The organism is Roseibium litorale (assembly GCF_014842915.1).
Lineage (GTDB): Bacteria > Pseudomonadota > Alphaproteobacteria > Rhizobiales > Stappiaceae > Roseibium > Roseibium litorale.
On the sequence record NZ_JACYXI010000001.1, the window covers coordinates 347,763 to 360,888 of the forward strand.

The window sequence follows — 13,126 nt, forward strand, 5'->3', positions numbered from 1 at the left end:
ACATACGGGATTTGGCAGACAGGGGCAACCGCAACATTGCCGCCTCGCGCCCCGGTCAGATAGCCGTTTTCGCCCGGTCCTTGACCCTCTGGCTCAGCGCCGCATCGCGATTGGCTTTGGCCACCGCCTCCACCCCGCCGCGTGTCTCCGTAACCATCGACAGGTTGGCAACGCCTTCCGCGCCGTCCCGCTGAAGCGCCAGATCCGTGTAGACCTTGCGGTTCGGATCTTTCTTGATCGCCCGGTAGCGGCGGTAGAAGCGCCAGACGGTCATGAGGTAATGCCAGTGCTTGCCCGCGCTCTCGGCGATATAGCGCGGATAGAACCGCAAGGTGGGTTCAACCGGAAGACCGGATCGCCGGTCCTTGCGCACCTTGATGCGGAAATAGCCCCCCTCCAGCGGGTGCACCCCTTCGAAGCGGACCATCAGATAGAACCACATCATCAGGAACAGCTTGTTTCCCGGCCGCCCCCTTGGATGGGCAGCCGCCCGGCGCAGAACAGTGGTGACATGCTCCTCGCCGTAATAGCTGTCCCAAGCCGCCCGGTAGGTGTCTTCCCACTCCTCATCGGACATTCGGGGATGATGGGTGACCCGGTGATTGAGATCATATTTGTTGAGATCCGGATCCATCCAAATGCCCTTTTCCAGAAGCACCTTGTGGTCCTCTGAACCGGGAAGCGGCGTCAGGTAGAAGAACTCCAGGAGATCGAGCGGCAGTTCCTTCTTGATGATCTCCACATCGCGCAGCACGGAATCCTTTGTGTCGCCCGGAAAGCCGATGATATAGCCCGCGTAAGTGGTCGCTCCATGATCGCGCCAGGCCTGGAGCATGTCGCGGTATTCGGTGATCTTGTTCTGCCGCTTCTTGGCGGCCAGAAGATTGTCCGGATTGATGTTCTCCAGCCCGATGAAGACCCGGTTCACCCCTGCCCGTGTGGCTTTTCCGATAAAATTCTCGATCCGGTGGCACAGAGTGTCCACCTGAATGATGAACTTGATGTCGAAGCCGTCCTCCTCGCGCAGTTTGATCAGCCGGTCGAACAGTTCTTCCCAGTGGCGGTTGCGGGCAAAATTGTCGTCTGTGATGAAGAAGCGGTTGATCTTCTGCGAGTAGTTGTCCCGGATGATCCGCTCCAGATCATCCGCCGAGCGGAACCGGCTCTTGCGGCCCTGCACGTTGATGATGGTGCAGAAAGAGCATTGGAACGGGCAGCCCCGGCCCAGATCGAAGCTGGAATGCGATCCGGCGGTGAACTGAATGTGCTTGGAAGGCAGGATGGGTGTCGGCTCGCCCTCCAGAGACGGCAGATCGTTCATGAAATTATAGACGGGTTGCAAGGTGCCATTGAAAGCATCCCGGAGCAGATCGTCCAGCCGAAGCTGCTCTGCCTCGCCAGCAAAAAGCGAGATCCCAAGATCAAGGGCTTGCCTCAAATCCTCAGGCATTTCGCTGAGCATCGACATGCAGCCGGAGACATGAAAGCCGCCAATTGCGACGATCAAGTCGTGCGCGATAAATTTTCGCGCGATATCCATGGCACGCGGAAATTGATTGGACTGCACTCCGACAAGAGCGATGAGCGCCTTGCCGCCCGAACGGGAGATCATCCGCGCAATGGCCTCGGGCCGGACGCGTGTGTTGGTTTCGTCATAGGTATGAAGATGGATCCGCACATCCTCGCCGAGCGCGCTCCGGGATCGAGCCGCCTCGGCAAGACCGTTCAGACAGGCCAGCGTGTTGGAAGGGATTGCAGAGCGCAGCCATTGGATCGGATAGCCGTCGTCGTCGTAATGGGTCGGCTTGATCATTACGAAGTGGAAGTCCTGCACAGTCATTCCTCTTCCCTCCCTTTGGGACGGGAACAGCGAAGCAGCAGGTTACCCTTCGGTCAATAAAATTCTCGATTGCCCGGGCCTAGAAGTGCAATCAATCAAGTCGGGACTCTTCATCCATATGCGCGCCCGTCCATTGGCCATAGCGCCAGGGCAGATACCAGCGGGCAGCTGCGGGCAGCACTTGCGGCACCGGATCATAGCCGGAAGGACCAAAGGGGTTGCAGCGCAGGATACGGGCAAGGCCGATCCAGCCGCCCCGCCACAGACCATAACGCCGGATGGCTTCGCCGGTATAATCCGAGCAGGTCGGCGCATAACGGCACGCACGCCCCAGGATCAGCGAAAGAGAGTGACGGTAGATCCAGATCAGACCCAGACCGAAGCGGGCAGGAAGGCTGGAGACCCCTCGCGTTAGAGGGGGCGCTGAACGTTCCTCGGAGGGATGGCCGGAACACATGAGGGCAGCCACCGCCCTCAGGCGACGGCCTCTTTCTGCTGCGCTTCAATCTGATCCAACGCGTCGACCACCGCATCGAAGGTCAGCAAGGTGGAAGCATGCCTGGCCTTGTATTCCCGAACGGGCTCCAGGAACTTCAGCTCCTCGAACCGGCCTTCCGGCGCTGGGCCGTTTTCCTTGAGCATGGCCCGCATGGCCTTCTGCACATCACGCAACTCTTCCACGCTGGCGCCGATCACGTGCCGGGCCATGATGGAAGAGGACGCCTGACCGAGGGCGCAGGCTTTCACATCGTGAGCGAAGTCTTTGACCTTGCCGTCCTCGACAACCAGATCGACCGTCACGGTGGAACCGCAGAGGCGGGAATGGGCTGTCGCACTGGCTTGGGGGTGTTCCAGCCGACCAAGCCGGGGGATGTTTCCCGCAAAATCCAGGATCTTAGCGTTGTAGATATCGTCAAGCATGGCCAACCTCGTCGCGGGCTTCAGAGCATTGCAGCACCGCTTTCCGTGCCTATATAGGTCAGGCAAGGAGCGAATTGAACAAGGCCCCTATCACGGCTGCGTTCATTCGTTCAAGTTTACAGAACCCTTTGTTCAGACTATAGCCCTCGTCTTCCTGTCCGGTTGCCATATGTTTCCTGTGTGAGACACTGACCCTTCGACATTTGTGACTTTGGGGACTGAACCAAAGCTCCGGACGAGGGAACACAGGATGGGAACGCAAATGCGCTGGCCTCATGTGCCAGCGTGAAGTGTCGATGTGAGATGACGGCAGCTCGAGATCATCTGGATCAGTGATCTGCCCCCAAAGCTGGCCCGTAGAAGACGCGGCCATCTGAAAGACCGGCTAGGTGACAGATAGCTTGACGACGGACAGCCTGACGGCAGGCAGAATGACAGAGAGTGCGAGAAGCGAAATGGACGCTGTTCTGAAAAGCGGTAGTGCCAGCCACCAGCGCAAGTCCCCGAACGAAATCCGCCGGCCCAGCCGCGAGGAAGCGGAAGCCGCCGTGCGCACGCTTCTGGCATGGGCCGGAGATGATCCGGACCGCGAAGGTCTGCTCGATACCCCGAAGCGGGTCGTCAAAGCCTATACAGAGCTCTTCGGCGGTTATTTCAAAGACCCCAACGAGCATCTGGAGCGCACCTTCGAGGACGTGGGCGGCTACAAGGACATCGTCATGGTCCGCGGCATCCCGTTCCACTCCCATTGCGAACACCATATGCTGCCCTTCATCGGTCAGGCACATATTGCCTATTACCCTGCTGAAGGGGTTGTCGGCCTGTCGAAGCTGGCGCGGGTGGTCGACATCTTCGCAAAGCGCCTTCAGACCCAGGAGAACTTGACGGCCCAGATCGCATCAGCCATTGACGACCAGCTCGCCCCGCGCGGTCTCGCCGTCCTGCTCGAAGCAGAACATCAGTGCATGACCATGCGCGGCGTTCAAAAGCCTGGTGTTTCGACCATCACCACGCAATTCACGGGTATTTTCCAGGACGAACCGGCTGAACAGGCCAAGTTCATGTCCCTGGTGCGCGGCGGAGGCCTCTGACCTCCCCGCCACATCTGGCAAGGGGGTCATTGTGACCAGCAGCATTTTTCCGGAACGGGGCAGCAAGTCCGAGATCGAGACAGGATCCGGACTTCAGCCTAAATTTGATGAAAACGGGCTGATTTGTGCCGTTGTGACCGATCATGCGACCGGCGAGCTGCTGATGGTCGGCTACATGAACGACGAAGCGCTGCGCCGGACAATCGAGACCGGAGAGGCCTGGTATTGGAGCCGCTCGCGGCAGGAGTACTGGAAGAAGGGCGGCACATCAGGTCAGGTCCAGAAGGTACAGGAAATTCTGACCGACTGTGATCAGGATGCCATCTGGCTCAAGGTTACCGTCGAAGGCAATGGCGCGACCTGCCACGTGGGCTACAATTCCTGCTTCTTCCGCAGGATCGTTCTCGACGAGACCGGCAAGCCGGTGCTCGAACACTCCGGCGGCGAACGCGTTTACGACCCCAAGGACGTCTACGGCAAATAATACCGGGAACGGGTAAATTCTGCCGGGCAAATACAGAAAAACCCGCCCTGGCATGTACCGGAGCGGATTTTTCCATGTTTGAAGCTCCAGATCGCAAGCCGAATATCCAGGGACGGAAACGTCAGGGCGCCGGCTGCAGGCGGAACACTCAGGTCATGGCGATGTAGGTGCGCATGTGCTCGGCTTCCATTTCCACCTGGGCAATCCGGTGTTTGACAACGTCACCAATGGAAATGAGCCCGTTCAGCTTCTTGTCCTTGACCACAGGCACGTGACGGAAGCGGCCGGAGCTCATCTTCTGCATCACCTGGTTCACCGTTTCCTCCTCGGTGCAGGTGACGACTGCCTTGGTCATGATCTGGGAAACCGGCTGGTTCAGCGCATCTGGCCCATCCCGGCCGATGGCCTTCACGATGTCACGCTCGGAAATGATGCCCTCGATATGCCCCTTGGCATCGACAATCACCATGGCACCGATCTTGTTGGTGCCCAGTGTCTGGCATATCTGCAGAAGCAATGCGCCACCGCGCTCGGTGATCACTTCCCGCCCTTTTTCATTCAAAATCGCGGCTACCGTCATCTGCAAATCCTCCAAGAATGTGCCCGGCAGGGCCTCCCCCATACCCGGACAGTCATCATGACAAAGATTCGCCGGGACGCAAACTGCTACTTGCCGGTGCGTTATCTCCGGACCGGAACCGGATCAAGCAGCGGAAACAGGAGCAAACCAGCCAGAAAGCCGCCGACATGCGCTTCCCAGGCGATCGACACACCCTCCTGTCCACCGATCAGACCCGGTATGAACGCAAAGAGGAAATTGATCCCGAACCAGGCCAGAACCATGCCGAGAACCCTGGAATTGCGCAGGGACTGGAGAAGCGGCGGAGCGGGAATGAAGAACGCGGAGCGATCCTGCAACCGCACGGCCCCAAGGGGGGCGCCAAGTTCAAAGACAAAGCGGGTTGCCGCCGCCATCTGACCGGACACTGCTGCGGATGCCCCAATGATCGGAACCGGCTCACCATAGTGGGTGAGAAGATGAAGGGCTGCGCCAGCCACCGTGCAAAGGCCAGACAAGATCAGAAAGCGGGAGGTTCCGAACCTCCAGACAACAGCAGATCCGAAGGCTGCCATCCACATGAGATTCAGAAAGAGATGGGCCCAGCCTCCATGAAGAAAGCCGTAGGTCACGAAGGTCCAGATGTCTGCGTAGATGCCCCCTGCCACACGGCCGCTCGCGAAGACATCCGGCAGATACCGGACGGGCCAGAAGGCAAAAAGCTCCATGATTTCCAGGTTGGTCTCTCCTGAAAACACATACTCCTGCAAGACATGAATCCCCGTCATGACCGCAGCAAGGATGACGATGACACCAGGCAGGTTGATTGCCGGCGGAGGGCCCTCCTGCTCCTGAGGTCGATTTGGGGGAAAGACATGCTGGTTCATCTGGGCCTCACAACGATCATCCTGCAGATGTACGCGGAAGACACGGATGTGCAAGTGCCGAAGTTTCGGATCCGGCCATCACGGGACATATGTGTCCCGGAGCGGGTCACTCCGGCACACATCGGCACAGACCATCCATGCCATCAAAGGACACGCACTCCGCCGCGCAGCTCTGCCTTCTTTTCCCCGCCGCCCAGCCTCGGCCAATAGGAACAACCCAGACACTGGTACTTTCACGGAAGCCAAAGCGCCAATTCGTGCCAGATTGTAAACAAATCCTTAATTTACCCCCGAGAGAACCCTTCAAACCAGGTAGGGTTTTGTTAACCTTACCCAACCCTTTCCACGACAATCGGAGCAACTCTGCCGGATTGGCATGCCAGCTGCTTAGTAAAGCGCAAACAGGAGCGAATACGGGAAGGTGTCCCATTTCTGCACACAGCAGACTTTTCCGAACACCGGCCCTAAAAAACAAAAGGCAAAACCAGATGAAAAACGGTGTTACACAGACCCTATACAGCTATTGGGACGATCTGCGTGGCAACCGTCCAGCGCCAAACCGCAGTGAGATTGACCCGGGTCAGATCCGGGGCCTTCTGGGAGACACGTTCATCCTGGAAGTCTGCGACGATGAGACGGTCCGCTACCGTCTTGCCGGCACCCGGCTTTGCTCGGCTCATTGCCGGGAACTAAAGGGACGGGATTTTCTGCGCGGCTGGGATGCCAAGGACAAGGAAGCTCTGGCCAGCCTGATTGCAGCAATTACGGAAGATGCCGCGGCAGCCGTCGTTGGCGTCAGCGGTCATACGGAACGGGACCATGTCCTGCCGATGGAGATGCTGCTTCTGCCGTTGAACGTCCCTGGCGAGGGGCGCACCCGCGTCCTTGGATGTTGTACGCCCATGGAACGCCCCTATTGGATGGGCCTGCACCCGATCCTGCGCCAGTCGATCTCCAGTCTCCGTCTAGTCTGGCCGGACGAGCGTCCGATGTTCATGAACCGGACCCGGTCCGCGAACCCGCTGATGCCCAGCTTCAAAGTGGAATCCATGCCTGTTCCAGGCCCCGCAATGATCCCCGCAGGCGCGGAACGCCGCGTCGGGCATCTGGTGGTCTATGAAGGCGGCAAGGCCTGACAGATTCTATCGGCAGCCCTTACGGATCATTAACCCCACATTCCTAAACTAGCGAAAGGTAGGATTACGCAATTTTTGCGGGATAACGAGGCGGCTTGCGCATGATAGCCGGACTGGCAGCACAGACCGAAGGCAGCAGGCCATTGCAGGCCGTCGACAGACGGCGGCACCAGCGCGTCCATGTAAATATTCTCGGCCGTTTCATGCTGGAAGACCGGCGCGAATATCCGTGCCAGGTCATCGACATGTCCCCAGGTGGAATGGCCATGATCACCCCGGTCACCGGCAAGGTCGGCGAAAGGGTCGTCGCCTATCTCGACCATATCAGCCGCGTGGAAGGCCGGATTTCCCGGATCATCGACGGCGGATTTGCTGTCGAACTCCGCAACACGCCGCGCAAGCGGGACAAGCTGGCCAATATCCTGACCTGGCTTGCCAACCGCGACGAGCTCAACCTGCCGGAAGACCGGCGCCACGACCGTTTCGTTCCGAAGAACCCGATCACCAAGATTGTGCTGGAAGATGGCAGCGAACACGTCTGCCGCCTGATCGACGTATCTCTTTCCGGCGCGGCCATCGCGACGGATGCGAATCCGGCGATCGGCGAGAGCATCGCTCTCGGCAAGATGCGCGCCCGCGTGGTGCGCCAGATCGAAGGCGGTATCGCCGTCGAGTTCGCCGCCATTCAGAACCGGGAGCTTCTGGAGCACCACATTACGGGCAACTGATCCTCCCGCCCTATCCGAAGAATACAGGTCATGACCGGCGCGCAGTCTCTGCACGCCGGTTTTTCTTTGCCCAAGGCTTCGCCCCATAAACACCAGCCGCTTTGCTCGACGGCGGCGGCGGAAACCTTTCGTTTGCCATGCCCCGCGATTTGGAAAGCTATTTTCAGGCGGGGTTTAGCGGCTCCAGCACCTCATGTCTCAAGGTTTCAGCTCGCAAAGCGCTGACCGCAAGACGTTTTCTGAGCACCTTACCTGATCTGATTTTATTGCGATTCCAGATAGTTAGATTGAAATAGATACAATTTTACTCAAATGTACCTTAAGTTTGATTCAAAATAAAATTAAAGTCATTTCAAAATAAAATCAGATTACATTTAAGTTCTATTCTGTTCTTATCTAGCGGATTATGAAGTAATAAAAATCGAAATGTCATCGTGATGCCAGCCTTGGGGAGGGCTCATGATGATTAGATCGAATTCAAAACTGAAGATTGCCTGTTTCGGGATTGCGGTGGCAGCAATGAGCACTTTGGCTCAAGCATCGCCAGCCCGTTTCATGGAGATGGGCAAGAGTGTATCGGCACCACTGGGCCATGTTCAGTTCTGTAAAGAAAACAGCGCAGCCTGCGTTGGCAAACCGGAGCAGCCTGTTGTCGTCAAGCTTTCGGAAAGCCGCTGGCAGGAACTGATCGACCTGAACAAGCGCGTGAACAAGAAGATCCGTCCTGTCACCGACGAAGAACAGTTCGGAAAGCTCGAGTACTGGGCCTATCCGTCAAATGGCAAAGGCGACTGTGAGGAATACGTCCTGGAGAAGCAGCGGGAGCTGCTCAACGCCGGATGGCCGCGCAGCGCCCTGCTGATCACGGTTGCGAAGGATATGAAGAACGCCGGGCACGCCGTCCTGACCGTTCGTACCGACCAGGGGGACATGATCCTCGACAACCAGATTGAAGCCGTCCTGCCCTGGTACGCGACGCCCTACCGTTACATCAAGCGGCAGTCGACCCGCGAACCGGCCAAGTGGACCGGCATTTCGGACACCCGCGTTACCGCAGTCGGCAGCGTCGGAAACTGACACCAGTTATGTGCATCCGCCAGTCCGCAGGAAACTCCGGGCAGGCGCCAGAGAAAGATCCGGTCGCGTCCCCACCCTCCCCATCCCTACCACGACCGGGTCCAGGGAGCCGGCCCGCCCCCGCAGGCCGGCTCCCGTCCTTTTCACCCTCCCCTTTGTGGGGTGAAACCGTCGCGTCAGGGATCATTCAGACCGGTTTCAGGCCTGCCTTGAAGCGCTTCCAGTTGCGCACATAGTTCGCGGCAGAGTCGCGAAGCCGGTTCTCCGCCGCCTCGTCAAGCTGCCGGATCACCTTGCCGGGCATGCCAACGACAAGCGAATTGTCGGGAATGACCTTGCCTTCGCCGATCAGCGCGTTGGCGCCCACGATGCAATTGCGGCCGATCACCGCCCCATTGAGCACGGTTGCCCCCATTCCGATCAGCGAATTCTCACCAATCGTGCAGCCATGCAGGATCGCCTTGTGACCGATCGTGCAATCCGCACCGATGGTAAGTGGAAAGCCCATGTCCGTATGCAGCACGCAGCCATCCTGCACATTCGAGCGCTCACCCACATGGATCAGCTCGTTATCCCCCCGCAGGACCGCTCCAAACCAGACACTGGCATCCTCTTCCAACTTCACCTTTCCAATGACACTGGCATCCGGCGCAATCCAGTAATGGCCACCGTCCGGCAGGTCAGGCTCCACACCATCGAGCTGGTAGAGTGTCATGGGATATCCTTTTCGCTTGGCTGTGATCAGTAACGGCCCATGACAATAAGAATGAGCTGAATCAGCAGCAAGCCCGTTCCAAGGCTCCACATGCCTGCAATGGTGGAGGACGCGACGAACCAGCCGAGCGGGCGATTCTCTATCCGGCGCCCCCGGATGGCGTTGCGCATGATGATAAAAGGGCCCGCAAAGAAGCAAAGTCCGGCATATCCAACGATTCCTGCAACGCCTTCCACTGCGAGATTGAATCGGGGCGGTTGATTGGTCAAAAACTGGTAAGCACTGCCAATCACTCCCGCAGCCACGGAGCCTGCACAGCAGATATACAACGCCAGAAAGAGATCAGACATAGAACAATTAACCTCTTGTTAACCATTTGAGCCTGAATCTGGCCCATTAATAGGGTCAATAGCAATAGCTGTGCCGTTCTGACCAACGGCATTAACCTGGCAGAAACCCTGACCAATGCGCAACACGGTGAAACACCTCTGGTCCCGAACTGGCACAGGCTTGTCCTGGCTTCGGGTAAAGGTGCGCCGTTTTAGGTCAGGTGGATCTTGCGGGGCTGCGAGATGATCCCGCTGGAATTACCCAAATCCAGCGGCATGAAGCCGGTTCACTTCACGATTCTGACCGGCGGCATCGCTGTGCTTACAGTGCTCTACATCTGTGTTCTGGCGGCAAGATGGACCGGCGCCTGGCGCGGAGAGATGTATTGGACACCCGACCCGAACGGACTGCACATGCGGGTTGGCGGTGTCGAGATGGTTGTTGATGGCGGCCTGATGCGCACGCCATCGCAGCGCCTGACCCAAACTCTTACCCAGGCGACCGGAGGCCGCAGCCTCGACCGGCTGGAACTGAGCGCCCTTTGGCCCGCCATGACCGGTTTTGCCGCAAACGACCGGCGGTCTTCCGGCGCCTTCCGCAAAGGATCCAATCTAATCGAAGTCGATGTTCTGGCGGACACTGGGCAGGAAACGATGCGCGACCAGCTGGAACCCGTCTACAGGCGCCTGGCACGCGGTCCTGAGGTCTCCGGACCGGCCGGGCTGGAGGTTCTGACGCTGTCATCACCCGTGTCTCTGATGCTGGATCAGATCGTGTTCGAGCCTGGCACACAATCGGACTTCATCGCCCGCTGCCGTACACACAAGGACAAGACGGCTGTCTGTGAACGGGAGCTGCGGTCGGATGGACTGATTGTCCGCTACCGCTTTGAAAAAGGCCTGCTGGCGAATTGGGGACGGCTTGACCGCAAGGTCCTCGGCCTGATCAAGGGCCTGACCGTCTGAGGGCTCTGGCCAGACACCTCACGCTCCTTTTCCCAATCCCCCCTCTTCCCACTCCCCCTTGCAAATCCAGTTGCGTATCAACGGGCAAAGAAAAACCCGGCACGCTGACGGGCGTGCCGGGTTTTTGATGTTCAAGATCCGGTGACCGGATCAGGAAGACCATCAAGCCTCTTCAAGATCCATCTCAAGGATGGCCATCTGGAAGTTCCAGCTCAGATCCTCGTCCTCGTCATCGCGGAAGATCACACCGATGAACTCGTCGCCGATGTAGACCTCGGCGGAATCATCCTTGCGCGGGCGCGCCTTGAGCTTCAGCGTGGTCAGGGAGAATTTCTTCTGCAGGTAAGCTTCGAGCTTCTTGATTTCTTCAGCCTTCACGTGGCTTCTCCAGATTTTTCGTGTTCGGTTTGCGCGGACCCTACAGCAATCAGCAAGCTTGCCAACCGCCAGGTATCAGCTTTCCCCGTGTTCCTGTTCCGCAGCTGCATCGGCGGCCAGGAGCTGGTTCATGCTGCGCGATGGTTCGGAGCAACCGGCCTTCCCGACAACCTTCGCCGGAACGCCAGCGACCGTGGTGTTCGGCGGCACGTCCTTGAGGACCACCGATCCTGCGGCAATGCGCGAGCAGTTGCCGATTTCCAGATTGCCGAGAACCTTCGCGCCTGCGCCGATCAAAACGCCATGACGGATCTTCGGATGCCGGTCGCCGCTCTCCTTGCCGGTCCCGCCAAGGGTAACGCCCTGAAGGATGGAGACATCATCGCCGATCTGAGCGGTTCCACCGACGACCAGGCCGGTACCATGGTCGATGAAGATACCGCGGCCAACAGGAACCGCCGGATGGATATCAACCTGGAAGACCTCTGAGGAACGGCTTTGCAGATAGAGCGCGAAGTCATGCCGCCCCTGACGCCAGAGCCAGTTGGCGAGACGATGGGTCTGAAGCGCGTGGAAGCCCTTGAAATAGAGTACTGGCTCCAGAAACCGGTTGCAGGCCGGGTCACGGTCAAAGACAGCCACCATGTCCACCCGGAAGATTTCGGCCAGCACGGGCTCCGAGGCAAGAGCCTCAAGATAGGTCTGGCGGATCAGCGAGGCAGATACGATGTCCCGGCCAAGCCGGTCACCGAGCCGGTGGACAACGGCTTCTTCAAGCTTCTCGTGGTTGAGAACAGTCTCATAGACGAAGGACGACAATGCCGGCTCAGCGGCAACCATGGCCTTGGCTTCGTCGCGAAGCTGGCGCCAGACCGGATCATGCAGCGCGAGCGTAGCTGCATTCTGGCGTGGACTTGGATTTGACATGGCTTGTCTCCTTTTCAAGCCGTCCTTCTTACGGACAACTAAGATAGGGTCGTTCCGGGTAATTCCAAAGACAATCTTGCACCCGTGCTGCCGGACTGATTACCTGACCCGAATTCGCCCCGCCTGCAGGACGGTTCGCGAGAGAGACAAGGAGCCGCAAGCGTGAAACCTTCCCCGCAACGCACGACCGGAACAATCCGGACCATGGTCGAGGGACCTGTTGGCTGGCTGGTAGTCGACAATGAGGCCAAACGCAATGCCCTGAGCCTTACCATGTGGACACAGCTTCCAGAACACGTCGAAACACTTTGCGACAATCCGGACGTGCGCCTCATCATCCTGCGGGGCGCTGGCGGCAGCTCCTTTGTCTCCGGCGCGGACATTTCGGAGTTCGAGGCGACCCGCGCAACCGCGGATGCCGCCCGCTCCTATGACGCGATCAATGTCGCGGCCTTCAAGGCGCTGAAGACAGCAGCTAAGCCGACCCTCGCCATGATCCGTGGCCACTGTCTCGGCGGAGGCCTCGGCCTCGCTTTTGCCTGCGACATGCGCATCGCGGCAGAGGGAAGCGTCTTTGCCATTCCCGCTGCCCGGCTGGGCCTTGCCTATCCTGTCGAAGCCATGGCCGACATTGTCGAGGCTGTGGGTCCGGCGACCGCCAAGCGCCTGCTCTTCACCGCCAGCCGGCTCACCGCCGGAGAAGCATTGACCGCCAAGGTGATCGACGAACTGGTGCCCGAAGACGCTCTGGAAGACCGCTGCCGGGTTCTGGCAGACACGATCAGCGCCAACGCGCCGATGACATTGAAAGCGGCCAAGCTGACGATCAATGCCCTTTCCAGTGGTGCGCCTGAAGACATGGCAAAAGCGATTGCCGCGGCGGAGGCCTGTTTCACTAGTTCCGACTTTGCGGAGGGGCGCTCGGCCTTCCTGGAAAAGCGTCAGCCAAGCTTCACGGGGCAATGAAACGGGAGATACCGCTTCAACTTCCCGATTCAATCTCTTCAAGAACAGCACGAAACCACTGCGAAGACTCAGGTTTCACACCTGAGCCAAACTTGAATCATCACATGAGAAGAGATCGTTTC

The 13,126-nt window shown here is 58.6% G+C and carries 16 protein-coding genes; 7 read left to right on the forward strand and 9 right to left on the reverse strand.

Annotated elements, in window-relative coordinates; all coding sequences use genetic code 11:
- Positions 1-55 precede the first annotated feature (55 nt).
- From IG616_RS01880 to IG616_RS01890, 3 genes are all read right to left on the reverse strand, one after another.
- Positions 56-1,840, reverse strand: a complete 1,785-nt coding sequence (locus IG616_RS01880; RefSeq protein ID WP_192145839.1) for a B12-binding domain-containing radical SAM protein — start codon at positions 1,838-1,840, stop codon at positions 56-58.
- A gap of 91 nt (positions 1,841-1,931) precedes the next feature.
- Complete coding sequence (yidD, locus tag IG616_RS01885; RefSeq protein WP_192145841.1) at positions 1,932-2,297, reverse strand: membrane protein insertion efficiency factor YidD; 366 nt, start codon at positions 2,295-2,297, stop codon at positions 1,932-1,934.
- Positions 2,298-2,314: 17 nt separating this feature from the next.
- Positions 2,315-2,761 (reverse strand): iron-sulfur cluster assembly scaffold protein, encoded by a 447-nt coding sequence (locus IG616_RS01890; RefSeq protein ID WP_192145844.1) that lies wholly within the window; start codon positions 2,759-2,761, stop codon positions 2,315-2,317.
- Between the two features lie 455 nt (positions 2,762-3,216).
- Between IG616_RS01890 and folE the strand changes: the two genes are divergently transcribed.
- Positions 3,217-3,852, forward strand: a complete 636-nt coding sequence (gene folE, locus IG616_RS01895) for a GTP cyclohydrolase I FolE (RefSeq protein ID WP_192146650.1) — start codon at positions 3,217-3,219, stop codon at positions 3,850-3,852.
- 31 nt (positions 3,853-3,883) lie between these two features.
- Positions 3,884-4,336 (forward strand): phosphoribosyl-AMP cyclohydrolase, encoded by a 453-nt coding sequence (gene hisI, locus IG616_RS01900; protein WP_192145846.1) that lies wholly within the window; start codon positions 3,884-3,886, stop codon positions 4,334-4,336.
- Positions 4,337-4,484: 148 nt separating this feature from the next.
- Here hisI and IG616_RS01905 read toward each other — a convergent pair whose 3' ends face one another.
- Both IG616_RS01905 and IG616_RS01910 read right to left on the reverse strand, forming a co-directional pair.
- Entirely contained in the window at positions 4,485-4,916 is a 432-nt protein-coding gene (locus tag IG616_RS01905; protein WP_192145848.1) for a CBS domain-containing protein, read from the reverse strand.
- Positions 4,917-5,017: 101 nt separating this feature from the next.
- The gene (locus IG616_RS01910) at positions 5,018-5,782 is read right to left on the reverse strand and encodes a rhomboid family intramembrane serine protease (RefSeq protein WP_192145850.1); all 765 of its coding nucleotides are present in this window, start codon (positions 5,780-5,782) and stop codon (positions 5,018-5,020) included.
- Between the two features lie 488 nt (positions 5,783-6,270).
- Here IG616_RS01910 and IG616_RS01915 point away from each other — a divergent pair, with 488 nt between their 5' ends.
- The 3 genes from IG616_RS01915 to IG616_RS01925 all read left to right on the forward strand — a co-directional run bounded on the left by IG616_RS01915 (position 6,271) and on the right by IG616_RS01925 (position 8,723).
- Entirely contained in the window at positions 6,271-6,918 is a 648-nt protein-coding gene (locus IG616_RS01915) for a PAS domain-containing protein (RefSeq protein ID WP_192145852.1), read from the forward strand.
- 101 nt (positions 6,919-7,019) lie between these two features.
- On the forward strand, positions 7,020-7,646 hold the full coding sequence (locus IG616_RS01920) for a PilZ domain-containing protein (protein WP_192145854.1): 627 nt from the start codon (positions 7,020-7,022) through the stop codon (positions 7,644-7,646).
- A gap of 459 nt (positions 7,647-8,105) precedes the next feature.
- Complete coding sequence (locus tag IG616_RS01925; protein ID WP_209007225.1) at positions 8,106-8,723, forward strand: transglutaminase-like cysteine peptidase; 618 nt, start codon at positions 8,106-8,108, stop codon at positions 8,721-8,723.
- 187 nt (positions 8,724-8,910) lie between these two features.
- Here IG616_RS01925 and IG616_RS01930 read toward each other — a convergent pair whose 3' ends face one another.
- Together IG616_RS01930 and IG616_RS01935 are read right to left on the reverse strand one after the other, a co-directional pair.
- Positions 8,911-9,438, reverse strand: coding sequence for a gamma carbonic anhydrase family protein (locus tag IG616_RS01930; RefSeq protein WP_192145856.1), 528 nt, complete (start codon positions 9,436-9,438; stop codon positions 8,911-8,913).
- A gap of 26 nt (positions 9,439-9,464) precedes the next feature.
- Positions 9,465-9,788 (reverse strand): DUF6949 family protein, encoded by a 324-nt coding sequence (locus IG616_RS01935; RefSeq protein WP_192145858.1) that lies wholly within the window; start codon positions 9,786-9,788, stop codon positions 9,465-9,467.
- Positions 9,789-10,010: 222 nt separating this feature from the next.
- Between IG616_RS01935 and IG616_RS01940 the strand changes: the two genes are divergently transcribed.
- On the forward strand, positions 10,011-10,733 hold the full coding sequence (locus IG616_RS01940) for a hypothetical protein (protein ID WP_192145860.1): 723 nt from the start codon (positions 10,011-10,013) through the stop codon (positions 10,731-10,733).
- Between the two features lie 162 nt (positions 10,734-10,895).
- On the opposite strand, the gene IG616_RS22960 is transcribed toward IG616_RS01940, so the two are convergent.
- Positions 10,896-11,111: a DUF3126 family protein gene (locus IG616_RS22960; protein WP_192145862.1), complete on the reverse strand. Its 216-nt coding sequence runs from the start codon at positions 11,109-11,111 to the stop codon at positions 10,896-10,898.
- 75 nt (positions 11,112-11,186) lie between these two features.
- Complete coding sequence (cysE, locus tag IG616_RS01950) at positions 11,187-12,038, reverse strand: serine O-acetyltransferase (protein ID WP_192145864.1); 852 nt, start codon at positions 12,036-12,038, stop codon at positions 11,187-11,189.
- Between the two features lie 162 nt (positions 12,039-12,200).
- Here cysE and IG616_RS01955 point away from each other — a divergent pair, with 162 nt between their 5' ends.
- Positions 12,201-13,004, forward strand: coding sequence for an enoyl-CoA hydratase (locus IG616_RS01955; RefSeq protein WP_343072328.1), 804 nt, complete (start codon positions 12,201-12,203; stop codon positions 13,002-13,004).
- The last annotated feature ends 122 nt before the right edge of the window (positions 13,005-13,126 follow it).

What these genes read in the sequence shown, in the direction of transcription:
- IG616_RS01880 (WP_192145839.1), bottom strand. Translation starts at nt 1,840, where the DNA reads ATGACTGTGCAGGACTTCCACTTCGTAATGATCAAGCCGACCCATTAC.
- yidD (WP_192145841.1), bottom strand. Translation starts at nt 2,297, where the DNA reads ATGTGTTCCGGCCATCCCTCCGAGGAACGTTCAGCGCCCCCTCTAACG.
- IG616_RS01890 (WP_192145844.1), bottom strand. Translation starts at nt 2,761, where the DNA reads ATGCTTGACGATATCTACAACGCTAAGATCCTGGATTTTGCGGGAAAC.
- folE (WP_192146650.1), top strand. Translation starts at nt 3,217, where the DNA reads ATGGACGCTGTTCTGAAAAGCGGTAGTGCCAGCCACCAGCGCAAGTCC.
- IG616_RS01905 (WP_192145848.1), bottom strand. Translation starts at nt 4,916, where the DNA reads ATGACGGTAGCCGCGATTTTGAATGAAAAAGGGCGGGAAGTGATCACC.
- IG616_RS01910 (WP_192145850.1), bottom strand. Translation starts at nt 5,782, where the DNA reads ATGAACCAGCATGTCTTTCCCCCAAATCGACCTCAGGAGCAGGAGGGC.
- IG616_RS01915 (WP_192145852.1), top strand. Translation starts at nt 6,271, where the DNA reads ATGAAAAACGGTGTTACACAGACCCTATACAGCTATTGGGACGATCTG.
- IG616_RS01920 (WP_192145854.1), top strand. Translation starts at nt 7,020, where the DNA reads ATGATAGCCGGACTGGCAGCACAGACCGAAGGCAGCAGGCCATTGCAG.
- IG616_RS01925 (WP_209007225.1), top strand. Translation starts at nt 8,106, where the DNA reads ATGATGATTAGATCGAATTCAAAACTGAAGATTGCCTGTTTCGGGATT.
- IG616_RS01930 (WP_192145856.1), bottom strand. Translation starts at nt 9,438, where the DNA reads ATGACACTCTACCAGCTCGATGGTGTGGAGCCTGACCTGCCGGACGGT.
- IG616_RS01935 (WP_192145858.1), bottom strand. Translation starts at nt 9,788, where the DNA reads ATGTCTGATCTCTTTCTGGCGTTGTATATCTGCTGTGCAGGCTCCGTG.
- IG616_RS01940 (WP_192145860.1), top strand. Translation starts at nt 10,011, where the DNA reads ATGATCCCGCTGGAATTACCCAAATCCAGCGGCATGAAGCCGGTTCAC.
- cysE (WP_192145864.1), bottom strand. Translation starts at nt 12,038, where the DNA reads ATGTCAAATCCAAGTCCACGCCAGAATGCAGCTACGCTCGCGCTGCAT.